25 protein-coding genes are annotated in these 23465 nt (G+C 65.6%); 8 read left to right on the top strand and 17 right to left on the bottom strand.

Annotation, left to right across the window (positions count from 1 at the left end):
- Positions 1–14 precede the first annotated feature (14 nt).
- Positions 15–659 carry a TetR/AcrR family transcriptional regulator gene (locus ACFVUS_RS40330; protein WP_387779566.1) on the bottom strand — a complete coding sequence of 215 codons (645 nt, stop codon included), beginning with the start codon at positions 657–659 and terminating at the stop codon, positions 15–17.
- 63 nt (positions 660–722) lie between these two features.
- Between ACFVUS_RS40330 and ACFVUS_RS40335 the strand changes: the two genes are divergently transcribed.
- Positions 723–1187: a VOC family protein gene (locus ACFVUS_RS40335; protein WP_387779569.1), complete on the top strand. Its 465-nt coding sequence runs from the start codon at positions 723–725 to the stop codon at positions 1185–1187.
- Between the two features lie 40 nt (positions 1188–1227).
- Here ACFVUS_RS40335 and ACFVUS_RS40340 read toward each other — a convergent pair whose 3' ends face one another.
- The 5 genes from ACFVUS_RS40340 to ACFVUS_RS40360 are packed head-to-tail and all read right to left on the bottom strand — an operon-like array spanning position 1228 to position 6323.
- The gene (locus ACFVUS_RS40340; protein WP_387779572.1) at positions 1228–1686 is read right to left on the bottom strand and encodes a MaoC family dehydratase; all 459 of its coding nucleotides are present in this window, start codon (positions 1684–1686) and stop codon (positions 1228–1230) included.
- Complete coding sequence (locus ACFVUS_RS40345; protein WP_387779575.1) at positions 1683–3167, bottom strand: long-chain fatty acid--CoA ligase; 1485 nt, start codon at positions 3165–3167, stop codon at positions 1683–1685. The genes ACFVUS_RS40340 and ACFVUS_RS40345 overlap by 4 nt, the downstream gene beginning before the upstream one ends.
- A 3-nt stretch (positions 3168–3170) precedes the next feature.
- A complete protein-coding gene (locus ACFVUS_RS40350) occupies positions 3171–4328 on the bottom strand; it encodes an acyl-CoA dehydrogenase family protein (RefSeq protein WP_387779578.1) in 1158 nt (385 codons plus the stop codon).
- 59 nt (positions 4329–4387) lie between these two features.
- Positions 4388–5140, bottom strand: a complete 753-nt coding sequence (fabG, locus tag ACFVUS_RS40355) for a 3-oxoacyl-ACP reductase FabG (protein ID WP_387779581.1) — start codon at positions 5138–5140, stop codon at positions 4388–4390.
- Between the two features lie 31 nt (positions 5141–5171).
- Positions 5172–6323 carry an acyl-CoA dehydrogenase family protein gene (locus ACFVUS_RS40360; RefSeq protein WP_387779584.1) on the bottom strand — a complete coding sequence of 384 codons (1152 nt, stop codon included), beginning with the start codon at positions 6321–6323 and terminating at the stop codon, positions 5172–5174.
- Between the two features lie 96 nt (positions 6324–6419).
- Here ACFVUS_RS40360 and ACFVUS_RS40365 point away from each other — a divergent pair, with 96 nt between their 5' ends.
- The gene (locus ACFVUS_RS40365; protein ID WP_387779587.1) at positions 6420–7052 is read left to right on the top strand and encodes a TetR/AcrR family transcriptional regulator; all 633 of its coding nucleotides are present in this window, start codon (positions 6420–6422) and stop codon (positions 7050–7052) included.
- Positions 7053–7114: 62 nt separating this feature from the next.
- A complete protein-coding gene (locus ACFVUS_RS40370) occupies positions 7115–8146 on the top strand; it encodes a peptidoglycan recognition family protein (RefSeq protein WP_387779590.1) in 1032 nt (343 codons plus the stop codon).
- A 6-nt stretch (positions 8147–8152) separates the two neighbouring features.
- On the opposite strand, the gene ACFVUS_RS40375 is transcribed toward ACFVUS_RS40370, so the two are convergent.
- The 3 genes from ACFVUS_RS40375 to ACFVUS_RS40385 are packed head-to-tail and all read right to left on the bottom strand — an operon-like array spanning position 8153 to position 10187.
- On the bottom strand, positions 8153–8935 hold the full coding sequence (locus ACFVUS_RS40375) for an ABC transporter permease (RefSeq protein WP_387779593.1): 783 nt from the start codon (positions 8933–8935) through the stop codon (positions 8153–8155).
- Between the two features lie 5 nt (positions 8936–8940).
- Positions 8941–9687: an ABC transporter ATP-binding protein gene (locus tag ACFVUS_RS40380; protein ID WP_387779596.1), complete on the bottom strand. Its 747-nt coding sequence runs from the start codon at positions 9685–9687 to the stop codon at positions 8941–8943.
- 17 nt (positions 9688–9704) lie between these two features.
- The gene (locus ACFVUS_RS40385) at positions 9705–10187 is read right to left on the bottom strand and encodes a hypothetical protein (protein ID WP_387779599.1); all 483 of its coding nucleotides are present in this window, start codon (positions 10185–10187) and stop codon (positions 9705–9707) included.
- Between the two features lie 230 nt (positions 10188–10417).
- Between ACFVUS_RS40385 and ACFVUS_RS40390 the strand changes: the two genes are divergently transcribed.
- Genes ACFVUS_RS40390 through ACFVUS_RS40405 form a run of 4 tightly spaced genes read left to right on the top strand, consistent with a single transcriptional unit; the run spans position 10418 to position 14068 of the window.
- Positions 10418–10735 carry a type VII secretion target gene (locus ACFVUS_RS40390; RefSeq protein WP_387779602.1) on the top strand — a complete coding sequence of 106 codons (318 nt, stop codon included), beginning with the start codon at positions 10418–10420 and terminating at the stop codon, positions 10733–10735.
- Positions 10735–13074, top strand: a complete 2340-nt coding sequence (locus tag ACFVUS_RS40395; RefSeq protein WP_387779605.1) for a hypothetical protein — start codon at positions 10735–10737, stop codon at positions 13072–13074. The genes ACFVUS_RS40390 and ACFVUS_RS40395 overlap by 1 nt, the downstream gene beginning before the upstream one ends.
- Complete coding sequence (locus ACFVUS_RS40400) at positions 13071–13886, top strand: hypothetical protein (protein ID WP_387779608.1); 816 nt, start codon at positions 13071–13073, stop codon at positions 13884–13886. Before ACFVUS_RS40395 ends, ACFVUS_RS40400 begins: the two co-directional genes overlap by 4 nt.
- Positions 13883–14068, top strand: a complete 186-nt coding sequence (locus tag ACFVUS_RS40405) for a hypothetical protein (protein ID WP_387779611.1) — start codon at positions 13883–13885, stop codon at positions 14066–14068. Before ACFVUS_RS40400 ends, ACFVUS_RS40405 begins: the two co-directional genes overlap by 4 nt.
- A 56-nt stretch (positions 14069–14124) precedes the next feature.
- Here ACFVUS_RS40405 and ACFVUS_RS40410 read toward each other — a convergent pair whose 3' ends face one another.
- The 6 genes from ACFVUS_RS40410 to cysD all read right to left on the bottom strand — a co-directional run bounded on the left by ACFVUS_RS40410 (position 14125) and on the right by cysD (position 21489).
- Positions 14125–15444: a TIGR03118 family protein gene (locus tag ACFVUS_RS40410; protein WP_387779614.1), complete on the bottom strand. Its 1320-nt coding sequence runs from the start codon at positions 15442–15444 to the stop codon at positions 14125–14127.
- A 103-nt stretch (positions 15445–15547) separates the two neighbouring features.
- The gene (locus ACFVUS_RS40415) at positions 15548–16681 is read right to left on the bottom strand and encodes a sulfotransferase family protein (protein WP_387779617.1); all 1134 of its coding nucleotides are present in this window, start codon (positions 16679–16681) and stop codon (positions 15548–15550) included.
- Positions 16682–16701: 20 nt separating this feature from the next.
- The gene (locus ACFVUS_RS40420; protein ID WP_387779620.1) at positions 16702–17496 is read right to left on the bottom strand and encodes an SDR family oxidoreductase; all 795 of its coding nucleotides are present in this window, start codon (positions 17494–17496) and stop codon (positions 16702–16704) included.
- On the bottom strand, positions 17493–18695 hold the full coding sequence (locus ACFVUS_RS40425; RefSeq protein ID WP_387779623.1) for a hypothetical protein: 1203 nt from the start codon (positions 18693–18695) through the stop codon (positions 17493–17495). Before ACFVUS_RS40425 ends, ACFVUS_RS40420 begins: the two co-directional genes overlap by 4 nt.
- Positions 18695–20584, bottom strand: coding sequence for an adenylyl-sulfate kinase (gene cysC / locus ACFVUS_RS40430; RefSeq protein ID WP_387779626.1), 1890 nt, complete (start codon positions 20582–20584; stop codon positions 18695–18697). The genes ACFVUS_RS40425 and cysC overlap by 1 nt, the downstream gene beginning before the upstream one ends.
- A complete protein-coding gene (cysD, locus tag ACFVUS_RS40435) occupies positions 20584–21489 on the bottom strand; it encodes a sulfate adenylyltransferase subunit CysD (protein ID WP_375968250.1) in 906 nt (301 codons plus the stop codon). The genes cysC and cysD overlap by 1 nt, the downstream gene beginning before the upstream one ends.
- Before the next feature lie 278 nt (positions 21490–21767).
- On the opposite strand from cysD, the gene ACFVUS_RS40440 reads away from it, so the two are divergent.
- Complete coding sequence (locus tag ACFVUS_RS40440; protein WP_387779629.1) at positions 21768–22676, top strand: IclR family transcriptional regulator; 909 nt, start codon at positions 21768–21770, stop codon at positions 22674–22676.
- Positions 22677–22714: 38 nt separating this feature from the next.
- Here the strand turns inward: ACFVUS_RS40440 and trxA are convergent, their stop codons facing one another.
- On the bottom strand, positions 22715–23062 hold the full coding sequence (trxA, locus tag ACFVUS_RS40445; protein ID WP_387779632.1) for a thioredoxin: 348 nt from the start codon (positions 23060–23062) through the stop codon (positions 22715–22717).
- 15 nt (positions 23063–23077) lie between these two features.
- Entirely contained in the window at positions 23078–23452 is a 375-nt protein-coding gene (locus ACFVUS_RS40450; RefSeq protein ID WP_387779635.1) for a MerR family DNA-binding transcriptional regulator, read from the bottom strand.
- Positions 23453–23465: the final 13 nt, after the last annotated feature.

Below are 23465 nucleotides of genomic sequence, written 5' to 3' on the forward strand. Positions count from 1 at the left end.
GGCAGCCGGGGCGCTCACGCGCGCAGGAGTTGCGCGGTGACCGACCCGGTCAGCCAATCCCGGTATCGCGCCGCACTCCAGCCCCGTTGCCGCCGCAGCAGCCGGAACACATGCGGCGAGGCGAGCGCGAAGAAAATGTCCGCCGCCGCTTCGGCATCGAGTTCGGGCCGTAGCGCACCGGCGCGAAAGAGGTTGCGGGTCAATCCGAGCCACGTCTGGTAGGTATCCGCCTCCGCGGCGTCGGACCCCGCGCGCATGGCCGCGTCGGCCGCGCCCGCCTCGATGCCGACCATGATGAGATCGCCCGCGCGCTCGAAGAGCGCCGCCGTGTACTCGACGAGCCCCGCGATCGCGGCGGCGGCATCGGTATCGGATTGCGCGGCAAGCACTTCGGGCCGCTCCAGCACCGCGACGGGTTCCTCGTCGCCGACGGTGGCCACGCCTATGGTGTGCCGGAACAGCTCGAATTTGTTCGGGAACGCGTCGTAGAGCGTGCGCTCCCCCACCCCCGCGCGCCGCGCGACCTCCCGCATGGTGGTCGCGGCGTACCCGGATTCGACGAAGAGTTCGGTCGCGGCCGCGCGCAGGGCGGCACGGGTGGCCTCGGCGGTCCGGGCGCGTTTATCCGCGCGGTAGGTCCTCTTGACCGGTTGGCTCATGAGGAGCATCCTATCAATATCTACCGCAGTGCCACTGCGGTGAAATTCGAGAAGGTGACTTCGATGCCCGAACTGGCAGGCATACATCACATCAAGATCCCGGTGACCGATCTGGTGCGCTCGGTGCGCTGGTATCGGGACGTACTGGGCTTCCGCCCGACCGTGCAGTTCACCGATGACGACGGGGTGGTGCGCGGTACCGCGGGCGAACTGCCCGGTATCGGCGCGTCGATGCTGGGCCTGCGCGAGAACCCGCTGGCCGCGCAGGGCTGCAAGGATTTCGACCCGGTGAGCCTGGGCGCGCGCGGTCCCGCCGATCTGGAGCGCTGGGCCGCGCATCTGGACGCGCACGGCGTCGAGCACTCCCCCGTCATCGAGGCCAGTATCGGATGGCTACTGGTCTTCAACGATCCGGACGGCCTGCAGCTGCATATCTACACCTGGGCCGAGCACAGCGCCGACACCGCCGATCGCCCCGGCTACGGCACCCCGATCGCCGATCCGGACACCTGGCTGCCCGCCCGCTGAATCGGTGTGGGAGCGAGGGGTTCCCACACCGATTCGGCACTCAGGACAGGTAGCGGGCGATGCTCGTAGCGACGCAGGCCGGTTTGCTCGCACCCTCGATCTCGACGGTGACCGTGCGCTCGGCCTGCACACCGCCGGGGATATCGGTGACGGTGTTCAGGGTGAAGCGCCCGCGAATGCGACTGCCCACTGGCACCGGGTTGATGAAGCGAACCTTGTTGAGCCCGTAGTTGATTGCCATGCGCGCGGCACTGAAGGTCATCACCTGCGCGGTCATCGGCACCACCAGGGACAGGGTCAGGAACCCGTGCGCGATGGTGCGGCCGTACGGCCCGGCCGCCGCCCGTTCCGGGTCGACGTGAATCCACTGATGGTCGCCGGTGGCCTCGGCGAACAGATCGATGCGCTGCTGATCGATGAGAAACCAGTCGCTGACCCCGATTTCGGTGCCGGCGGCGGCGCGCAACTGGTCGAAGTCGGCGAAATCGGTGACGCTCATGCGAAGCGCTCCTTCAGTTCTCGCTTGAGGACCTTATGGGTGGGGCCGAGCGGTAGCGCGTCCAGGAATTCCACCCGGCGCGGATACTTGTAGCGCGCGACGTGCTCGCGCGCGTAGTCGATCACCTCATCGGCGGTGACCGGTTCGGCGGGCACCACCACGGCCAGGATTTCCTCACCGTAGTTCTCATCGGGGACGCCGATGATCGCGACCTGGGCGATCTTGGGATGCCGCAGCAGCGCCGCCTCGACCTCGGTCGGGTACACGTTGAACCCGCCGCGAATGATCATCTCCTTGATGCGGTCGACAATGCGCAGATAGCCCTTGTCATCCTTGGTGCCGAGGTCCCCGGTGCGAAACCAGCTGTCCACCACGGCTTCCGCGGTCGCCTCGGGTCGCCCGGTGTACCCGCTGAACACATTGTGCCCGCGCACCACCACCTCGCCGATGGTCCCGGCGGGCAGCAGTTCGATGCGGTCGCGCACGTCCGGATCGGCGATCTCGACGTCGACGCCCCAGACCGGATGTCCGACGGTGCCCGCCTCCGGTCCGAGTTCGGGCTGATTGACCGAGGCGGTCGGTGAGGTCTCGGATAGTCCGTAGCCCTCCAGGATGTACGAGCCGAAGACGCGTTCGAATTCCTCGAGCACCGAGGGCGGCAGCGCCGCGCCGCCACTGATGCACAGCCGCAGGTGCGGCAGGGTCTCGAATTCCTTCGCGGCCTCGAGCATGCCGATGTACATGGTCGGCACCCCGTGGAAGGTGTTCACCCGCTCGGCGTTCATGAGCCGAATCGCCTCCGCCGCATCGAATCTCGGCAGCAGCACGAGGGTGGCCCCGACCCGCCAGTGCGAGTTCATGGACACCGTCTGACCGAAGACGTGGAACAGCGGCAGCGCGCCGAGCGCGATATCGTCGCGGTGCACGTCATTGGCGTCGAAGGCGTTCACCGTCGCGCACATGACCATATTGAGGTGGCTGAGCTCCGCGCCTTTGGGTCGCCCGGTGGTGCCGCTGGTGTAGAACACCACGGCGGTATCGAGCGGGCTGCGCGATACGAAGGTTGGAATCGCCTCGCCGACAAGGTCTTTCGGGCCGACGCAGGGAATTCCGGCGCGCTCGGCCGCCACCGTGCCGACCGGTGCGACCATCTCGTGGCAGATGAGCAGCGCGGCCCCGCTGTCGCGCAGGACGTATTCGGCCTCATCGGCGGTGAGCAGCAGGTGCACCGGCACCACGGTCGCGCCCGCGGCCAGAATGGCGTAGTAGGCGCGCGGGAAATCGGTGGTGTTCGGCCCCATCAGCGCGACCCGATCCCCGGGCCGCACCCCGAGCGCGATGAGCGCGGCGGCCTGTTCGCGCGCCTGCCGCCACAGTTCGGCGAAGGTAATCCGTTGCGCCCCTTCGATAAGGGCGATGTGATCGGGTCGCCGCCGCGCGGGTTCGGCGAGAATGCTGGCCAGCGAAAGAGTCGCGTTCATGTTCTACAGACCCATGTCCTTGGCGATGATCATCTTCATGACTTCGCTGGTGCCGCCGTAGATTCGGTTGACTCGGTTATCGGCGTACAGGCGGGCGATGGGGTATTCGTTGATGAAGCCGTAGCCACCGTGCAGTTGCAGGCAGCGGTCGATGACGCGGGCCGCGACCTCGGTGCAGAACAGTTTGGCGGAGGCGGCGTCGGCGGCGGTGAGGGTCCCGGCATCCAGGGCCTCGAGTCCGCGATCCACCACGGCTTCAGCGGCGTCCACTTCGGCCTGGCAGGCGGCGAGTTCGAACTTGGTGTTCTGGAAGCTGGCGACCGGCTGCCCGAACACGTTGCGCTGCCGGGTGTAATCCTTGGCGAACCGCACCGCGGCCTTGGCCTGCGCGTACGCGCCGACGGCGATGGAGAGTCGCTCCTGGGGCAGGTTCAGGCCCAGATAGGAGAAGCCGCGGTTCTCCTCGCCGAGCAGATCCGCGACCGGCACCCGCACATCGGTGAAGTTCAGTTCGGCGGTATCGGACACCCGCAGGCCGAGCTTGTCCAGCTTGCGGCCGACGGTGTAACCGGGCGATTTGGTGTCCACCAGGAACAGTGAGATCCCGTGGCGGCGATCATCGGCGCGCGGTGCGTCGGTGCGGGCGCAGACGATCACCCGGTCGGCATGCACGCCGCCGGTGATGAAGGTCTTGGACCCGTTCAGCACATAGTGCGTGCCGTCCTCGGAAAGCTTTGCGGTGGTGCGCATTCCGGCAAGGTCGGAGCCGGTGCCGGGTTCGGTCATGGCGATGGCGAACATGGTCTCGCCGCTGACGAAGCCGGGCAGCAGCCGTTCCTTCTGCTCCTGGGTGGCGAGCATCTTCAGGTACGGCAGGCACAGCCCCACGTGCACACTGGATCCGCCGAAGGAGACCGCCGCGCGGGCGGCCTCTTCGATGAGAATGCTCTGGAACTTGAAGGATTCGATGCCCGCGCCACCGAATTCCTCCGGCACCTCGATACCGAAGACGCCGAGTTCGGCCAGCTTGTAATAGAACTCGCGCGGTGCGATCCCGGCCTCGAACCACTGGTCGTAGACGGGCGCGACCTCGGATTCGATGAAGGCCCGTACCGTCTTACGGAAGGCCTCATGGTCAGCATTGAAAACTGTTCTCTGCATGATGATTTCTCTCGTGATTCGGGGGTTTCAGGGGGAACCCCTGAGAGCCCGAGAGTTGCTTAGAGCTTGCGTCCGCCGTCGACGTAGATGGTCTGACCGGTCACGAACGAGGAGTCCTCGGAGGCCAGGAACGACACCACATTGGCGATATCCTCCGGCTGCCCGACGCGCCGCAGCGGCGTGATATCGGCTGCGGCCTTACGGAATTCGGCCGGATCCACACCCACGCGCGCGGCGGTGGCATCGGTCATATCGGTGACGATGAACCCGGGCGCGACGGCATTGACATTGATCCCGTACGGGCCGAGCTCGATGGCGAGGGTCCGGGTGAAGCCCTGGATCCCCATCTTGGCGGCCGAGTAATTGGCCTGCCCCCGGCTGCCCAGCGCGGACACGCTGGAGGTGTTCACGATCTTGCCGGACTTCTGCTTCACCATGTACCGCTGCGCGGCCCGGCTGCACAGGAACGCACCGCGCAGGTGTACCGACATGACGGTGTCCCAGTCCTCCACGGACATCTTGAACAGCAGGTTGTCGCGCAGTACGCCCGCGTTGTTCACCAGCACGTCGACCGAACCCAGTTCCGCCACAACGCGTTCGAACGCCGCGTCGACCGAGGCCTCGTCGGCGACATTGCAGCCCACGGCGCTGGCCCTACCACCGGCGGCAACGATGGCATCGACGGCGGTCTTGCAGGCGGCCTCGTCCAGATCGGCGATGACGACGGTGAATCCGTCGGCGGCGAGCCGGGTCGCGGTGGCCGCGCCGATGCCGCGTGCCGCTCCGGTGACGAATGCGACCTTCGAGGTCATGGTGAAACTCCTTGTCAGCGAATGCAAGTGGTCAGTTGAAGGCGTTGACGCCGGTGAGCGCGCGCCCGATCAGCAGCTTCTGGATCTGGCTGGTGCCCTCGTACAGCGTGAGCACGCGTGCGTCCCGAAGGTATTTGGCGACCGGGTATTCGTCGATGTACCCGTATCCGCCGAATACCTGAATGGCGTTGTTGGCGGCCTTGACCGCGGCCTCACTGGCGAACAGTTTCGCGACCGAGGCTTCGGTGCCGAACGGTTTTCCGCGTTCCACCAGGTCGGCGACTCGCCAGGCGAGCAGTCGCGCCGCCTCGACGTCGACGGCGATATCGGCGAGCAGTTCCTGAACCAGCTGGTAGGAGGCGATGGGCTTACCGAATTGTTCGCGTTCCGCGGCGTATTTCACAGCCGCTTCCAGGCAGCCGCGCGCGACGCCGACGCATCCGGCGGCCACACCCATGCGGCCCTTGTCGAGTGCGCCCATGGCGATTTTGAAGCCCCGGCCCTCATCGCCGAGTCGCGCGGTATCGGGCACCCGCACCTGATCGAGCACGAATTCGGCGGTGGCCTGACCGCGCAGGCCGAGTTTGCCCTTGATCTCGGTGCGGGTGAACCCGGGTGCGTCGGTGGGCACCAGGAAGGCGGTCACGCCCTTGGGGCCGGGTCCGCCGCTGCGTGCGAAGACGATCGCCACGTCGGCCCAGGTGCCATTGGTGATGAAGATCTTGGTGCCCGAGAGCAGCCAATCATCGCCGTCCCGAACGGCTTTGGCGGTGAGGTTGCCCGCGTCCGATCCGGTGCCGGGCTCGGTGAGCGCGAAGCAGCCCAGCGCCTGTCCGGAGGTCAAGCGCGGCAACCATTCCCGTCGCTGCTCGTCGTTCCCGTAGGTCTTGATCGATTTGGCGACCAAACCCAGTGAGACCGAGACGATTCCGCGCACCGAACTGTCGCCGCGGCCGAGTTCCTCGAGCAGCAGGCAGTAGTCCAGGGCGGTGCCGCCGGACCCGCCGTACTCCTCGGGAATCTCGATGCCGAGGAAGCCCATATCGCCGAGTTTGCCGACGATGGCGGTATCCACCGCTTCGGCGCGATCCCAGGCGGCGGCGTACGGCACGACCTCTTTGTCCACCCAGGCGCGGGCGACCTCGCGTAGTTCGCGCTGTGCCTCGCCGAGCTCGAAGTCCATCTGTGACAGCTCCTAACCGAACGTTGTTAGGTTTATAACCCCGAAGCTATCCTAACGGTGTTCGGTTTTTCAAGACCCAGGTGATAACTTGCGAAGATGGCCAGACCGAAGGTGCCGCTACTGAGCCGCGAACGCATTCGCGACGCGGCGCTGACCCTCATCGACCGCGATGGGCTGGCCGATCTGTCCATGCGCAAGCTGGCCGCCGAATTGGGCGTACAGGCCGCCTCGCTCTACGGCCACTACCCCACCAAGGACGATGTCCTGGACGACATCGCCTCGGGCATCATGAGCCGGGTCGACACCTCCGAGTTCGAGCACGGCGATTGGCGACACGGCCTCATGTCCTGGGCGCGGTCCTATCGCGCCGAACTGGTCGCGCACCCGAACTTCGTGCCCTATCTGGCCGCCGGTCCGGGCCAGCGCGAGGAGAATCTGCGCCACGCCGACGCGGTGCACGGCGGACTGGTCGGCGCGGGCTGGCCGCCCCGTGAGGCCACCATGATCGGAGCCGCCACCCGCTACCTGGTGATGGGCGCGACCATCGGCTCGTTCTCCCGGGGTTTCGTCGACGATGTTCAGGTCTACCGCGACCGCTACCCGCATCTGGAGCAGGCGCATCTGCTGCGCGCCCGCGCAGACGAAATCGATTCGGAGAGTTTCGAACTGGCGCTGACCGCCTTCGTGGACGGGCTCGCCGCGCGCTTCCCAGCGCGGGTCACGGAATAATCGTTGCCTCTTCGTACGATCTACCGGACGACAGAACGCCGGCGGTAGTGACGAGGGTGGTAGTGACACAGCATATTCGGATCGATCGCCGCACCCTGTTGACGGGGGCGGCGCTGACCGCGGCCGGGCTGCTGGGTACGCGCGCCGGCGCACTGGCCGCACCGGTCGGGGAAACCGATTGCCGGGGAGCGGTTTTCACCGCGCTGCGGGATATCGAGCCGAATGCGGCACCGGCCGCGGTGCGCTTCCAGGTGGCGGGTGTGTGGACCGATCCGATCCCGGTACATCGCACCGCGCACGGCCGCGACGACCGGCCGGGCAAGCTGTCGGAGATCGTGCCGATTCCGCCCGGCGCGGACAGGGTCGATGTGATCGCCGAGAACGTCACGCTGCCCGGCGTTTTCGCTCCGGTGACGGCGCAGCCGTTCACCACCGCCGTAACCACCTCGTACGCCTGGGGTTTCCCGGCGGTCACCCGCTCCGGCTGGGGCGCGGACGAGGCATTGCAGACCTGGGGTGAGCCGGAATACGCACCGGCACAGGTGATCACCGTGCACCACACCCAGATTCCGACCGGCCAGGAGTACGACGACTACCGCGATACGGTTCGCGGCGTCTATCGCTTCCACGCCCTGCCCGATCCGGACGGCCAGGGCTGGGGCGATCTCGGCTACCACCTGATGATCGACCCGAACGGCGTCATCTATTCCGGCCGCCACACCGGCGCCGACGACTCCCCCATCTTCAAACCCGGCACCGCCCTGAAGCCGGGAGCCGAGGTGGTCACGGCGGGCCATGTGCGCGGGGCGAATTCGGGAAATATCGGCATCTGCCTGATCGGCGATTTCAGCCGCACCCTGCCCAGCAAGGCCGCACTGCACAGCCTCGACATCGTGCTGACCCGGCTGTGCTCCGGGCTGGGCATCAATCCATTCGCGCAGATCAACTATGTGAACGCGGCCAACGGCGTCACCGCCGTCAAACCGGCCGTGGCCGGTCACGGTGACTGGCAATCGGTGTGCGGGGAAACCACCTGTCCCGGCGATTTCCTGCACACCATCCTGCCGCTGCTGACCGCGCTGTCCCAGTTGTGATGTCGATCAGTCGGTGGTGGGGTCGCGGCGGGACAGTCGCACCGTTCCGAGAGCGAAGAAGGTCACCGCGATGACGGCGAAGTAGGCGAGGGAACCGTTGGCACCGCCGAAGATCGGGTGGATTGTCGGGTATTGGCCCGCGCCCAGTTCGCCGTTCTTGAACGGCATCCACTGCTGCACCACATTTCCGATCTTCACCGGGAGTAGCGCGGAGAACGCTTCGATGCCGAATTTCCACAGCAGCACCGCGCCGACCACGACGCCCGGGCGCGGTATCAGCCCGGCGATGCCGATGCCCAGTGCGGTGACGAGGAAGGCGAAAACCGGTAGGGCCCAGAGCAATCGGAGTCCGGCCGGGGAAGTCGCGTCGACGCGGCCCCACACCTCGGGGAACACAGCCGGGAAGACCATAAGCAGTACGACCACGGTGATCAGGGTGGCGATCACGGCGATCAGCCCGAATACGATCAGTTTCGCCACCGGCAGCAGCCAGCGCCGCGGCTGTGCGCCGTAGACCAATTCCACCGTGGCGTACTTGAATTCATTGCTCAGCGAGGCGACACCGGCGGACATCAGGATGACGGTCGAGAAGATCATCACCCAGTACCCGGCGTTATTGGTGTCCATGCCACCGCTGCCGTTGACCTTGTTCATACCGGTCGCGATAGCCAGGCCCGCGTTCAATCCGAGCGGCAGCAGCACCGCGAGCGGCACGATCGCGAACCACAGTGGGCTGCGCCGGGACAGTTTCGCCAATTCGCTTCGGACCGAACGGATCACATCCGTCATCGGGGTCACCGGTCCGCCCGTTCGCCGGTCGTGCCGTCGTATTCGACGCTGTCGCGGGTGACCGCCAGGTAGGCCGATTCCAGCGGGCGCGGACCGGAGCCGAGCGCCACCGTCTCATCCCGGCCGGCATCGGACAGCACCCGCCCGCGTCCCATGATCACGATGCGATCGGCGGTGATCTCGACCTCGGTCAGATTGTGCGAGGCGACCAGCAGCGTACGGCCCTGTGCCGCAAGCCCGGTCAGCAGTTCCCGCAGCCACAGGATGCCGTCCACATCGAGCCCGTTGTCCGGTTCGTCGAGCACGATGGTGCGCGGATCACCCAGCAGTGCGCTCGCGATCCCGAGTCGCTGGAGCATGCCGAGCGAGAACCGCCCGACGAGCCGATTCGCCACCTCGGCCAACCCCACCCGCGCGAGCACCCGCTCGACCTCGGACACCGGGATACCACCCAGGCGCGCTTGCCATTTCAAATGCTGCGCCGCCGTATGCCGCGGATCGCGCGCGAAGGTATTCAGGTTGAACCGAACCGCGCGCATCGTATCGGCGAGCCCGCGCAGCGACTCCCCATCGATCCGCACCGTGCCCGCATCGGGCGTCGTCAATCCCGCGATCATGCGCATGGTCGTGGATTTGCCCGCCCCATTGGGTCCGAGCAGGTACGTGATCGCCCCGCTCGCCGCCTCGAAACTGACGTCACCGACGGCGACCTTGTCACCGAAGCGCTTGGAAATACCGGAAACCGAGATCATCAGCTATCGAGCGCGACTCAGTACCCGAAGTCGGGGTTACCGGAGCAGCCGCCCATACCGGCGCAGGTGGCCTTCCAATCGACCTTCCACAGCCCGTCCTCACGGATGTAGCTGTAGGTCCCACTCGACGCCGGGAATCCGGCCATCACCCCGGAAAGCGTTGCGGTCATGGTGTTCCCGGTAATGCTCTTGGCGGTAGCCCGCTCCTGAATCGACAGGAAGTCGTACACCCCACCCTGCGACAGAATCCCCTGCAACGCGGGCGCGACCGAACTCCCGTGGTAGCTGACCTCCGCCTTCGCGTTCATCGGCAGACTCGGATTCCACAGCGCCGCGAACTGCCCCGCCAGCGCGTCCAGCGACGGATCCGCGTCCCGCACATACAGATCCGCGACCGTCGCATCCCGAACCGACCGATCCGCGAGCGCGGGCGCCGCGAAACCGGCCGTGACCAAGCCAGCGGAAACCAGGGCGGCGAACGCGCCGACAATCTTCTTCATGACACCTTCCTTCGCGGTAGCGGAATGCCCCGCACGCTACTTCCCAAAGTTAGGTTAGTCAAACCTAACTACACGTCACCCGAGCACTCATCATCCCCGCCAATCCCCCACTCCCCCGGACCGGCCGAAATCTGCTGCGACAGTTCGATTCTGATAATCTGCGACTGCATTCTCCCTCGGGCGGAGGACGGAGAATGCATTAGATGAACCCACTATGAATGGGGGGCCACATGCAGGTTTCTGCACAGGAATTGCGCGATGCCGCGACCAAGTTCGACACCATTGTCGCGGCGGTCGGAAAACTACCCGCGATCGATAGCGCGGGCGGCTTCCTCGGCACGCTCGGATCGTTCATGCAGGGCTCCGAAACCGGCCCTGAGCTGGATCGGATAGAGCCGGTACGCGCCAAGGCGATGCCCGTCATCAGCGGCCGCTATCAGGAATTCGCCGCACTACTGCGCGAATCCGCCGACACCTATCACGGCACCGACACCGGTGCCGCGGCCCGGTTCGACGCCCTCGGCGATTTCAACTCCGGGACGAAGTAGTGCGCGTTCCCACCGTCGACCAGGTCATGTTCTGGAATATCGATATGGGATCGGTGGCTCCGAAAGCCGAATTGATCGCCACCGGCATTCGCGATGCCGCCGATGACATGCGAAAGGCAATCGACGGCCTGAACTGGTCCGGCGAGGGCCGCCAGGGCGCGGAAGGCCGAGCCGATCGCGAGCGCACCCAAATGCGTTCGGTCGCGGACGCTTACGACGATCTCGCGACCGCCTGCCGCAATGGCCAGAACGCGCTGGCCCCCATGGTCGTCACCGCGCGACAGACGGTCACCACCCTGCGCGACTCCGGATTCGAGGTCGACGACACCGACTGGTCGGTCAGCGACCCCTACAACTATCCGGCCGCCCTCGCGGCCGCCGGTGACGACCAGAGCCTGATCGATCAGGTGAACACGCTCCGCTCCACCCGCACCACCGAGGCCGCCAATCAGACGGTCGCCCTGCAACGCCTGGCCGCCGATCTGGGCGTGGCCGATGAGACCGCCGCGACGGCAATCCGCAACGCGCTGAACGCCATCGAGCAATTGACCCCGGCGACCTCGGCGCTGAATCCGGCACTCGCGGCCCAGGATGAGGCCGCCCTGCGCAATGGCACCGCGACCCCGGAGCAGATCGCCCGATTCCAGCAGGCGACCACCCTGACCCAGCAGCAGAAGGACGATCTGCTCGCGGGCAAACAGGTGAATCTGCCGCAGGGCCAGTTCGACTACCTGCGCGGTTTCATGCGTTCCACGGATTCGATGAGCGTCACCGATATCGACAAGATCGGCACCGGGCTACCCGCCGACCAGCAATCGCAGGTGCGGGCCGGGGTCGCGAACGCGCTCCAGATCATGTCCAACCCGCAGATCGAGACCGCCGGCTATCACGGGTCCGACCATGAGGTTGTGGGCGATACCGGCGGAATGTCCTTGCTGCCCACGCAGGTTCGCACGCTGCTGACCGAAAAGCCCTACAAATCACTGAATCCCGGACGCGGGGCCGGTGCGGGCGGTGTCATCGAGGTATCCCGCATGGGCGACTTCAACACGCTGACAAACCTATTGGGCAAAGGCGATTCGGGTCTGGCGCAGGGCACCGATATCGATCGCGGCCTGCTCAAACAGGCCGCCGAGATCGCGGGCAGCAATGTCAAGAACATCCAGGGCCCGTGGGGCAGTACCGAAACCCCGAGCTCACTGGCCGACAAAATGCTCAGCCGGGCGGGCATCGACCATCTCGCCGTGCACGATCTCCTGACCGGCGGCGCTCAATTGCCCGACGGCACACACCGCATGGACGCCACCGTCACCCCGGGCGGCAGGTACGACCCGGAGTCGCATATCGGAAACCTGCTCAACCACAACTGGGTAGGCCACGACGCGGGTATCGCCACCGTCGTCGATACCGCCGGAGAATTCGCGACCTCACCGATCGACGCGCAGCGCATCGGGGCCGGTGAATCGGCGCACGCGCTCGCGAGCTATATGAGCAAGCACGAAGACGAACTGCTGCATATCAACAGCTTCGAGGGGCAGCGAGAGATCGGTGTCGCCAACCCCGAATTGACCCGGGCACTGGCATCGACGCTGTCGCCCTACATCCCCGAAATGGTTTCCGTCGGCCCGGAGTGGCTGCATACGGGTGGATTCGCCCATGACTTCAGCGCGGACGATGTCAAGAAGGTATTCGCGGTCATCGATTCCGACAAGCAGGCCGCGATCCAGTTCAATGGTTCGGCGTACGCGACGATTTCGCAGCTGAACCAGCAGTTCGGAATCACCGGAGCGCAGAACTATCAGCTCGCCGACTGGGCCGGCGCGATCGATGCCGGGGCCAAGAACGGGATGAAGTTGGAGTTCGACACCAGATCGCTGGGCGACACGCAACGCGTGAAGGAGGCAACGGTTGTCTTCGACTCGGCGCGTGAGGGTGTCGCCTTCACCGCCAAGCGGATTCCCGTTATCGGCGATGCCATCGAACTCGGCGTGAAGGCGTCCTCACCCGGAGTCAAGGCGTGGCTGTTCGGATCTGCGCCCGAAGTCCATGAGACAGTTGACCTGACTTCGAACGGCAATCCGGTACAGCGCTACTACAACATCCTCGAAGGCATCAACCAGTCCCCGAATCACGAGGACCTGCGAACGAACCCCTACGTCGGCAAGTACTTCGACGCCGAGGGCAAATTGAAGTCCCTGGAAGAGATCGCGGGGAACGACCCCGCACAGTATCTACCGAAATTCGACAGCGATATGCAGAACTATCTGCCCAACCATCTGCCCGGTTACGAGGTCAGCTGGGAACACGGACACCACCCGAACGGACTCCCCAAAAAATGAGACCGGAGAACCGAGCTGTGCGCTTCCGCCGCGTCGTACCGGTGGTCCTGGCCGGCTGTCTGCTCGCCGGATGTTCCGATGACGCGACACCGGGAAAGTATCAACCGCCCGAAGCTGTGCAGTTCTCCTACCGTTGGACCGCCACTGCCGGTGTGGACCTCACCTCCGATGCCGCGATTGTCACCCGCGCCGTGATCGAATCCTCGTTCATCGCCGCGATCACCGGCACGACCTCCGAACGGGATATCGGCAAATACACCTACCCCGGATACACCCGTGCGGTCGATCGAGCCGTGGCGGACAAGGACCCATCGCCCTACAAAGTGTGGGATTCGAGCATTCTCGGGACCGCGCCCCCGCTGCACGGCACCACCTATCTCTATCTCGCGGCGCTCAACCCATCGGCGAACGCCACGGCTCCCCGTACCGTGGACGCGCTCACCTGCGTGTGGTTCAACGGCCTGAGCAAGGACGTGAGCCCCCCGGAGAAATATGCGTCCCTGCGAAATCCCGCTCTCACGCCGCAGGCGGTAAAGCTGAAACTGCGTGCCCCACAGGAAGACACCCCTAAGCTGACCGCGCTCGGCCATGGTCTTTCCCGCTACCCGGTAAGCGATGTATTCGGTGACTGGTCCGTCGAATCGATCGAGATCACCAACCGCGACCTGAAGGGCCGGGCCTATCAGGACCCCTGCGTCGACCTCCCCGGTAATCCGGTTCCCCCCGAACAACTCGCGGTCACCGGACTGACGTTCTACCGCGATCCGCTTCCCACGCTCGACCCGTCCCCCGGTTGGCCAGCCGCACAATGAGTTCGCCCAATCTGCCACCGGAGATCCTGGCCGCGCTCCACACCCCGATCGCCGAATCGAGCGGCGCGGGCGCCGGTGCCGATTCGAATGCCGATGACGCGCCGGGTTTCACCGACGCGGTGAGTTATGAGCGCTGGTACCGGGATCTCATGTGGTCGGTTCGCGAACCGCCCTGGATGTGACACGCGGCGGGCCCCGAGTCGGAATCGACTCGGGGCCCGCCTATTACGCGTGCTGCCTACTGGAGGCGGAGGCTGCCGAAGAGGCCGTCTTTCTCGTCTTCGGGGCCCGCGGTGAAGTAGAGGGCGTCGGAGTCGCCGAGGCTTTCGCCGTTGCCGAACATCAGGGCCCACAGACCCGGGATTTCGATGGGCGCGCCGGTGGTGTTGCGCAGGTAGTCGACGGGCTTGCCGGTCTTGTCGTCGATGGCGACGATGTGGCCGAGGCCGCCGAAGTTGCCGACCAGGATCTTTCCGGCAAGGGGGCCGAAGGAATCGGGGGCGATGGTGACGCCCCAGGGGGCGTTGAAGCGGTCGTCGCCGTCGATGGTGCGGACCAGTTTGCCGGTGGCGTCGAATTCGGCGACCTTGCCCTTGCCGGGCTTGCCCGCGGCGGCCTTATCGGCGGCCTTGTCGAGGGAATCCTCTTCGCCTACATCGATTTTGCTGGCGTCGACCTCATCGGGCTTGGTGGTGGCGTAGGAGATGAACACGCGCTGGCCGATGGTGGTGACGTTCCAGGGGGCCGGATCGCCGGGCTTGACCTTCTTGCCCTTGGTCGGATCGGCCGGGTCGAGGTTGTCACCGGTGGCGAAGGGGTTGGCGTAGCCGGTGGTGCCGATCAGCTGCCAGTTCTTGTCGAACGTGCGGATCTGCGGGTTCTCGCCGAAGTCGGCGGCGAGCAGCTTGTCGCCGGACGGGGTGAGGGCGATGCCGAAGAACTGCATGCCCTTGTCCTTACCGTCGAAGACGGTGTTGGCCGGGCCGTCGTGACGCACGATCGCGCCGCCCGCGCCCTGTTCGGTCCAGGCGGAGATCTTGCCGGAGTCGGTGGCGAAGATGAATCGCGCCGAGCCGGTGAGCTTTTCGTCCTTGCCGTCGTAGCTGACCGGCTGATCCTTCACCACGAACAGGTCCGAGGTGATGGGCGCGGGGTTGAAGATGACGCCGGTGGTCTTGCCGACGCTCTTGTCGGAGGTGTCCGAGTCCGCGCCGGGGACGGTGACGAGCTTCAGCGGATCCTGAAACAGCTTCTGGAACTTGGGATCCGAGGATTTGGTGACGTCACCGACGAACTGGAAGGAGAAACCGCCGCCGCCGACCCAGAAGTGCCCGCCGGCACCCTTGGGGCGATCGGCCAGGCCCCAGGCGTTGACCATGTCCGGATAGGTGAACTGCGCCTTGTACGAGTCCTTGTCCGCGGCCAGGTTGATCTGGGCGTAGTGATTACCGTCCAGCGCAGCCGGGTAGTTGTCGGCGGCGGGCTCCGACTTCGAGCACGCGGCGGCGACCAGTATGGCCGCGCCGAGCGCCGAGATCCGCATCAGATTCTTACGCAATTCCCTCGTCCTTCCAGTCCAGACCGCATTTCCACGGTTAGGCGACGCTAACCATAGCTGGTTTAGGTGATGCTAACCATATCCGGAAGGACGAGGGGTGCGCCTAGCTTTCGAACTCCGCCCTGACCTGCGCTTCGGTCAGTCCGTAATCGGCCAGGGAGTACCGGTGAACGGGTTTACGATCACCGCTCTTACTCTCCTCATCGAGGGAGCCCATGGCCGTACGCGCGGAGTCCGAGAAATCGATGCCGAAGGCGCCGTAGATCTTTTCGACGGTGCCCATGGGATCGGCCCGCAATTCATCGAATTCGATATCGAGGAACTGCTCCGGGTTGTATCGCGCACGGGCGCTGTTGAATTCGCGCAGCCCGCGCGACCACAGCTCCAACTGCGACTTGCCGATGGTCTCCCCTAGGAAGGTGGTGGACCACCCGCGCGCCGCCTGATCGGACAGGCTGCACGAGGATCCGACAATGGTCACCGGGTCACGATGGGTCTGAATGATCAGCGCGTCCGGGTACACCGCCATGAGCGCGTCCAGGGCGAACAGGTGGCTCGGATTCTTCAGCACCCAGCGCCGCTCATCGCCGAGCCCGATGAGCTGCAGGTTCTTCCGATGCCGGGTGTAGGCGTCGGTCCAATCCTGCTTGCGCAACCACTGCGAGTAGGTCGGCAGATAGGCAAGCGACTCGTACGAGATGGACTTGGCCGTCTGGCGCAGCAGCTGCCAGCACTCCTCGACATCGGCGGCGCTCATATAGTGCACGCCCATGAATTCCGGATTCTCGATGCGATGCTGTGCGAATCCGGCGTCGATGCGCTGGTAGATCGGATTGTCGGCCCAGCTGTCGCGCGGCGGCCGCGGCTGCGGGAAGTCCGCCAGCCACATCTCCAGCGCCTGATGCCCCGGATCCGCGGCCAGCAGCCGATGCAGCGCCGTGGTGCCGGTGCGCGGCAGTCCGGTCACGAAAATCGGCCTGGTGACCCGGGTTTCGGCGTACGCCGGATTGGCTTTCCAGGACGCTTCGCTGAGCGCGCGGGCGACCAGCGCCCCGCGCAGGAAGAACCGGCTCATCTTGGAGCCGAGCTCGGTGAGTCCGGCATCGCGCTGATACGACTCCAGCAGGGTGCTCAAACCCTCCAGGTAGTCGTCCGCGCCGAAGTCTTCGAGGCCGCAGACCCGGGTGGCCGAGGCGTGCAGATCCTCGACGGTGCCGACGGAGGTGCGTGCGCTCATGGGTGGTAACTCCTTGCTCATCAAACGTGGTATTCGCCGCAGTTGACGTCGATGGTGTGGCCGGTGATGGCATTGGCGAACGGCGAGGCCAGGAACACCACGGTCTGGGCGATCTCATCGGGCAGCGGCAGCCGCTTGAGATCGGTTTTGGACGCTGTCTGCTGGTAGACCTGCTCCTCGGTGATGCCGTACTTCTTGGCGATCTCGCCGAAGTACCACTTCAGCTGATCGGTCCAAATGTAGCCGGGGGCAACGGTGTTGACGCGGATTCCTTTGTCACCGAGTTCGGTGGCCAAGGTCTGCGACATGGCCAGCAGCGCGGATTTGGCGACCTTGTAGCTGCCGTAGCGGGGTTCGGAGTGCCGCAGCACCGCCGAATTGATCATGACGACATTGCCCTTGGTCTCGGCCAGGGCTTCGGTGAAGGTCTGCGTCATGCGCAGCCCGCCCAGCACGGTGAGTTCGACGCTGTCCCGGATCTGTTGAAAGTCGGTGCGCGCCAACGGCTTCATGGAGGGCACCGAGAACGCGTTGTTCACCAGCACATCGACCTTGCCGAAGGTTTCCAGCGTGCGCGCCAGCAGGTTCCGCACCTGCTCCTCATCGGTGATATCGGTTGGCACACTGAGGCTTACGCCGCCCTCGGCCTCGATCTCGTCGGCGACTTCCTTCAACCGCGATTCGGTGCGGGCGGCGAGCACGACCTTGGCCCCGGCCGCGGCGGCCTCGAGGCAGATGGAGCGGCCGAGGCCGGGGCCCACCCCGCTCATCACCACGACCTTGCCGTCGAGCAGTCCTGTCCTGAGCCGGGTCATCCGAGCATCCTTCCCGCGAAAGCGCGCTGCCGGTCGGCGATTCGTTCCCGCCAGCCCGCCTCGTCGATCTGATTGTGTGCATAGTGCGGCAGCCGCTCGGCCACCTTGTCGAACGGCACCAGTTCGATGGTGGGGCCGTCCGCCTCGGTCATCGGGCGGCCGACGCGCTGCCAGCGGAATTGCAGGATGCCCAGACGGCGGCCGGTGGTCTCGATCCAATTGGTGACCCCGGGATTGCGCGCGGACACCACCATGCGAATGAGTCCGTCCGGATCCACCTGCGCCTGAGCGTGATTCAGGCTGGTCTGGTGATTGCTGTAATCCAGCGAGATGTACCAGCGACTGCCGAGCTGGAAACCCTGGTACGGCGCATCGGATTTGGGCACCGTGATGATGAGCGCCTGATCGTCGGCCAGATCGAAATGCCCCACCGAGGAGTACTGGGTGCTCAAACCGCCCGGGGTGAGCCGGGGTTCGGTGAGGGTGTTGACCGGCAGGTTCAGATAGAACCACTTGGGGAAGTTGAACCAGGTGTTGACCCGGGTCAGCAACATGCGACCGGCGGCCCGGTAGCGCTTGCGCAGTCCGGCCACATCGGGTTCGGCCGGAGCGGAGCCGATGGTGTCGACGCGCTCGATGCGAATCGAGCCTTTGCGCTCGGTATCCCAGTCGCCGTACACCTCTCGCACCGCGAGCATGGACGCACCCTCGCCGAGCACGAAGTAGTTCGGCTCCGGATTCTCCTTGGCCGGGCCGAATCGCAGCTGGTAACTGCCGTCCGCGGCGATGTCCAGGCGGCGATCGTCGAAGGCGTCATCACCATTGGGGACGTCGGTGGCGGTGTAATCGCCCTTGAGCACCTGGAAACTCAGGTCGACGGTATTGCCGCGCACGCCGGTGAGCAGGTACTCGCCGGTCGACTCCACATTCGCGTGGTAGTACAGCGTATCCGGGTTATCCAGGCCCATCTTGGTGTACGGGCCGGTGGAGGTCACGAAGTACGGATGCGAGGTGCCGTGCGCGCGGGACAGTTGCAGGACCGCGGCGATGCTGCCCTGCAAATAGTCGTAGCCCTCGGCGAGGTCGTGCTCGTCACGGATGAAATCCGCTGCGGCGATGAGCTTCTCGGCCTCGGCGACCGCGGCCAGGAAGGGCTCGGTCAGCGGGAGTTCGGCCTGCTCGATATCGGGGGTGTCCATCAGGCGTCAACGATTCCTAGTTCTCGGCGGATAAGGCGGGCGATTTCGGCTGGGTTGCCCTGGTCGGGCGTAATGGTGAGTTCGGCGTACTCCGGGCGCTCGTAAGGTGAAGAGATGCCGGTGAATTCGGGCAGCTCCCCCGAACGGGCTCGCTTGTACAAACCCTTCGGATCCCGAAGCTCGCACTCCGCGAGCGGTGTGTCAACGAAGATCTCATTGAACGGCAATCGCTTGTCGTCGTGCAGCTTTCGCGCATCGCGGCGCTGTTCCCGGAACGGACTGATGAGCGAGACGATGGCGATGGTGCCCGCATCGGCGAACAGCGAGGCGACCTCGGCCACGCGGCGAATGTTCTCGCGCCGATCCGCATCGGTGAAGCCGAGATTGTTGTTCAGCCCGTGCCGCAGGTTATCGCCGTCCAGGAGATAGGCCGGGCGACCGGCGGCGATCAGCTGCCGCTCCAATTCGACCGCGATGGAGGACTTTCCGGAGCCGGACAGCCCGGTCAGCCACAGCGTCATACCCTGGCTCAACCGCTGTCCGCGATCCACGGCCGAGTTGTGCCACACCACATTCGCGCGCGGGCGGCGGCCGGTGGCGCGGTGCCCGCGATCGCTGGTCGCCTCGGCGATGCCCGGGGTGCGGGCGGTGATCATGCCCGCCGCGACCGTCTGATTGGTGCTGTCGTCGACGAGAATGAAACTGCCCGTGGCGCGATTGTCCCGGTACGGATCGAACATGATCGGCTGCCGGGTGTGCAGCGTGACGCGCCCGATGTCATTGAGCGCCAGCGCTTGTGCCTCGGTCTGCCGGTGCAGAGTATTTACATCGAGGCGATAGTCCAGCTCGGTGACCCGCACCTTGGTGTGCTGGGTGGCGGTGCGAATGCTGTAGTCGTTGCCGGCGCGCAGCGTGCCGGTATCGGAGAACCAGCAGACCATGGCGTCCAGCTCGCGATCCTGATGCGGCTGATTACCGGGCCGGGCGAGCATATCGCCACGGCCGATATCGATTTCGTCATCGAGGGTGAGCGAGACCGCCATACCCGCGAAGGCTTCTTCGATCTTGCTGCCGCCCGGACCCCAGATCTCCGTCACGTGACTGGTGCGGCCCGAGGGCAGCGCGACCACTTCGTCACCGGGCTTGAAGATGCCGCCCGCGATGGTGCCCGCGTAGCTGCGCTGACTCTCGCCGTGCGGCCGGATCACGTACTGCACAGGCAATCTGGCGTCGATGAGATTGCGATCGGAGGCGATGTGCACCTCCTCCAGATGACGCAGCAGCGGCGGTCCCGCGTACCACGGTGTGTGCGTGGACATTTCGACCACATTGTCACCGTGCAGCGCGGACAGCGGCAGAAAACTCAGATCGCCGACATCGAGTTTGGTGGCGAAATCCGCGAACTCCTCCCGGATTTCCTCGAATCGCTGTTCGGACCAGTCGACCAGATCCATCTTGTTCACGCACAGCACCAGATGGCCCACACCCAGCAGCGAGGACAGGAAGGCGTGGCGGCGGGTCTGTTCGGACACGCCCTTGCGGGCATCGACCAGGATCAACGCCAGATCCGCGGTGGACGCGCCGGTCACCATATTGCGGGTGTACTGCACATGCCCCGGGGTGTCCGCGATGACGAATTTCCTTCGCGGCGTGGTGAAGTAGCGATACGCGACATCGATGGTGATGCCCTGTTCGCGCTCGGCGCGCAGGCCGTCGGTGACCAGCGACAGATCCGGTCCGCCATTACCGCGCGCCAAGCTGGCGCGTTCGATGGCGTCGAGCTGATCGGAAAACAGCGATTTGGAGTCGAAGAGCAGGCGGCCGATGAGGGTCGATTTGCCGTCGTCGACACTGCCCGCGGTGGCGAGTCGTAAAAGGTTGCGGCGCATCAGAAGTAGCCCTCTCGCTTGCGATCTTCCATGCCGGATTCGGAGATGCGGTCATCGGCGCGGGTGGCGCCGCGTTCGGTGAGCCGGGTGACGGCGGTTTCGGCGATCACCGCGCCCGGGGTGGCGGCATCGGATTCGACGCAGCCGGTGCAGTCGGCATCGCCGAGGGTGCGGAAGCGCACGCTGGTCTCGAAGAGTTCCTCCTCGGGCTTGCGGGCGATGAACCTGTTGTCCGCCAACAGCATTCCGTCGCGCTCCAGCACCAGGCGGCGGTGCGCGTAGTACAACGGCGGCAGCGCCACCTCGGCGCGCTCGATGTACTCCCAGATATCGAGTTCGGTCCAATTGGACAGCGGGAACACGCGAATGTGCTCGCCCTTGCTGTGCTGACCGTTGTAGAGGCTCCAGACTTCGGGCCGCTGTGCCCGCGGATCCCATGCGCCGTATTCATCGCGGAAGCTGAAGACGCGTTCCTTGGCGCGCGCCTTCTCCTCATCGCGCCGCGCGCCGCCGAAGACGGCGTCGAAACGGTGCTCCCGAATACTGCGCAGCAGCGTGGCCGTTTGCAGCCGGTTACGGGATTCGCCCGCCTTCTCGGTGACCCGGCCCGCGTCGATATCGTCCTGCACGCTGCCGACCAGCAGCTGTGCACCCAGGCGTTCGACGGTGCGATCGCGGAAATCGATCACCTCGTCGAAATTGCGGCCCGTATCGATATGCATCAGCGGGAACGGCAGCGGCGCGGGCCAGAACGCCCGCCGCGCCAACTCCAGCATGACCGCCGAATCCTTACCGCCGGAGAACAGCAGCACCGGTCGTTCGAAGGTGGCGGCCACCTCCCTGATGATGTGCACCGACTCCGCCTCCAGGGCGTCCAGGTGCGACAACTCGTATCCCGCGCGCATTCGCTTCACTCACTCGCCGCGTCGATCTTCGCGACCGCGTCTACCCGAAAGACTTGCGGTGTCGAATATTCGACGCTATTGTTCGATTATGTGACACCGACGATAGGTCGCCCGACCAGTCCCGGTCAATAGCCAGCGCCCGATTCGTCCCGGCCGGAATCCAGCCCGTCATCCCGGCATGCTTTCGGCCGGGATCCATACCCCGCCACCGCACGCCGCTCGCGATAGATTGGCCTCATTGCCCGCGGCCCGGCCGCCCGACGACCACCGAGGACGACTTGACTGAAATCGCCTCCACCACAGCGCTATCCGAAGCCGGTACGCCCGGCACCGATGAGGTGAGCGCCTCGCCGCCGACCCGGCGCGTGGTGCAGACGATCGAGTTACTGTCCCGGCATCCGGCCGAACATCTCTCGCTGGCCCGCATCGTGCGCGGAACGGGCATGTCCCGGGCCACCGCGCACGCGGTATTGACCCAGCTCACCGCCGATGGCTGGACCATCCGCGATGCGGACGGCAACTACTGCCTGGGCCTGGGATTGATGACGGTGGCACGCCGCGCGGAGGCGGCCTTCCCGCTGCGACGACTGGCGGCGGAAGCGATTCGCCGCCTGGCCGACACCCACCGCATGCCCGCGTTCCTGGCCGAGCGCGAAGGCGATTCGATCGTCATCACCGAGGTCATCGGCACCCCGTCGGTGCCGTGGATGCGCGCGGGCCGGCATATCCCCTTCGCCCCGCCGGTCTGCCGCGAATTCATCGCCTGGGCACCGGCCCCCGCACGCGCGACATGGCTGGCGGCCGCCGAACCGGCCCACCAGCCCCGCTTGACACTCGTCCTGGACGCCATCCGCGCCCGCGGCTATTCGGTCGAACGCCTGGCCGACGACTCCGGACCGATGCTGGAAGCCCTTGCCTCCCTGCGCAATTCCCCCCTCACCGACCCGCTGCGGCATCGCCTCAGCGATATGATCACCGAACTCATCACCATCGACTACCTCCCCGACGAACTCGGCGAGGAGAATGCCGTGGTCTCGGTGGCCGCACCGGTATTCGGCGCGGACGGCGAGGTAGTCGCCTCACTGGTGGTCTGCCCCGACACCCAGCTCCCCGCCGCACAGTTGACCGCGCTGGCCGAAGCGGCGATCGCGGCAGCCGATACGGTGACGACCGCCCTGCGTCATTAGCAGACGCGGACGGCCGTCACCACGATGCGAATCGCGCGCTAGCTGCTCGCGGCGGCGTCGATCGCGGCCAGCAGTTTCATCTTCGATTGCGCCCCGATCATGGTCCGCACCAGTTCCCCATCCCGGAACAGCAGTAGCGTCGGCAACGACATGATCTGGTAATCCCTTACGGTGCCCAGGTTTTCGTCATGGTTCAACTTGCAGATGGTGAGACTGTCCGCCCGTTCCCTGGCGATGACGTCCAGCACCGGCGCGATCATCCGGCACGGCGGGCACCATTCGGCCCAGAAATCCACCAGTACCAGCCCCGGCCGGGCGAGCACCTCCTGCTCGAACGTCTTATCGGTGACGTCGATGATTCCGGTTGCGGTGTGCGACTGCGACATACGATTTCCTTCGATTCAGAACGGGCTGGGGTCGGCATTGCGATGCGCGGCGTCCCGCAACCGGTTGACGAGACCGTCGCGGCGCGCGGTCAATTCGTCGATCTGCGCGGTCAGATCGGCGATGGCGCGGCGGTATTCGGCCAGCGAGGCCGGACAGTCGTCGACGTGTTCGCCACCGGAGGCCAGGCATTCGAGGAACGGGCGGGTTTCCTCGACCGGAATGCCGAGCAGGTTCAGGCTGCGGATCTCGGCCACGGCGCGCACCGTGTCCTCGTCGTATTCGCGGTAGCCGTTGGCCTGGCGCGCCGGAGCCACCAGGCCCAGGGCCTCGTATCGCCTGATCGCCTTCGGGCTGACTTCGGCCAGCCGGGCCAGTTCGCCGATCCTCATGGCATCGAATGTA

Source organism: Nocardia sp. NPDC058058 (genome assembly GCF_042885355.1).
Taxonomy (GTDB): Bacteria; Actinomycetota; Actinomycetes; order Mycobacteriales; family Mycobacteriaceae; genus Nocardia.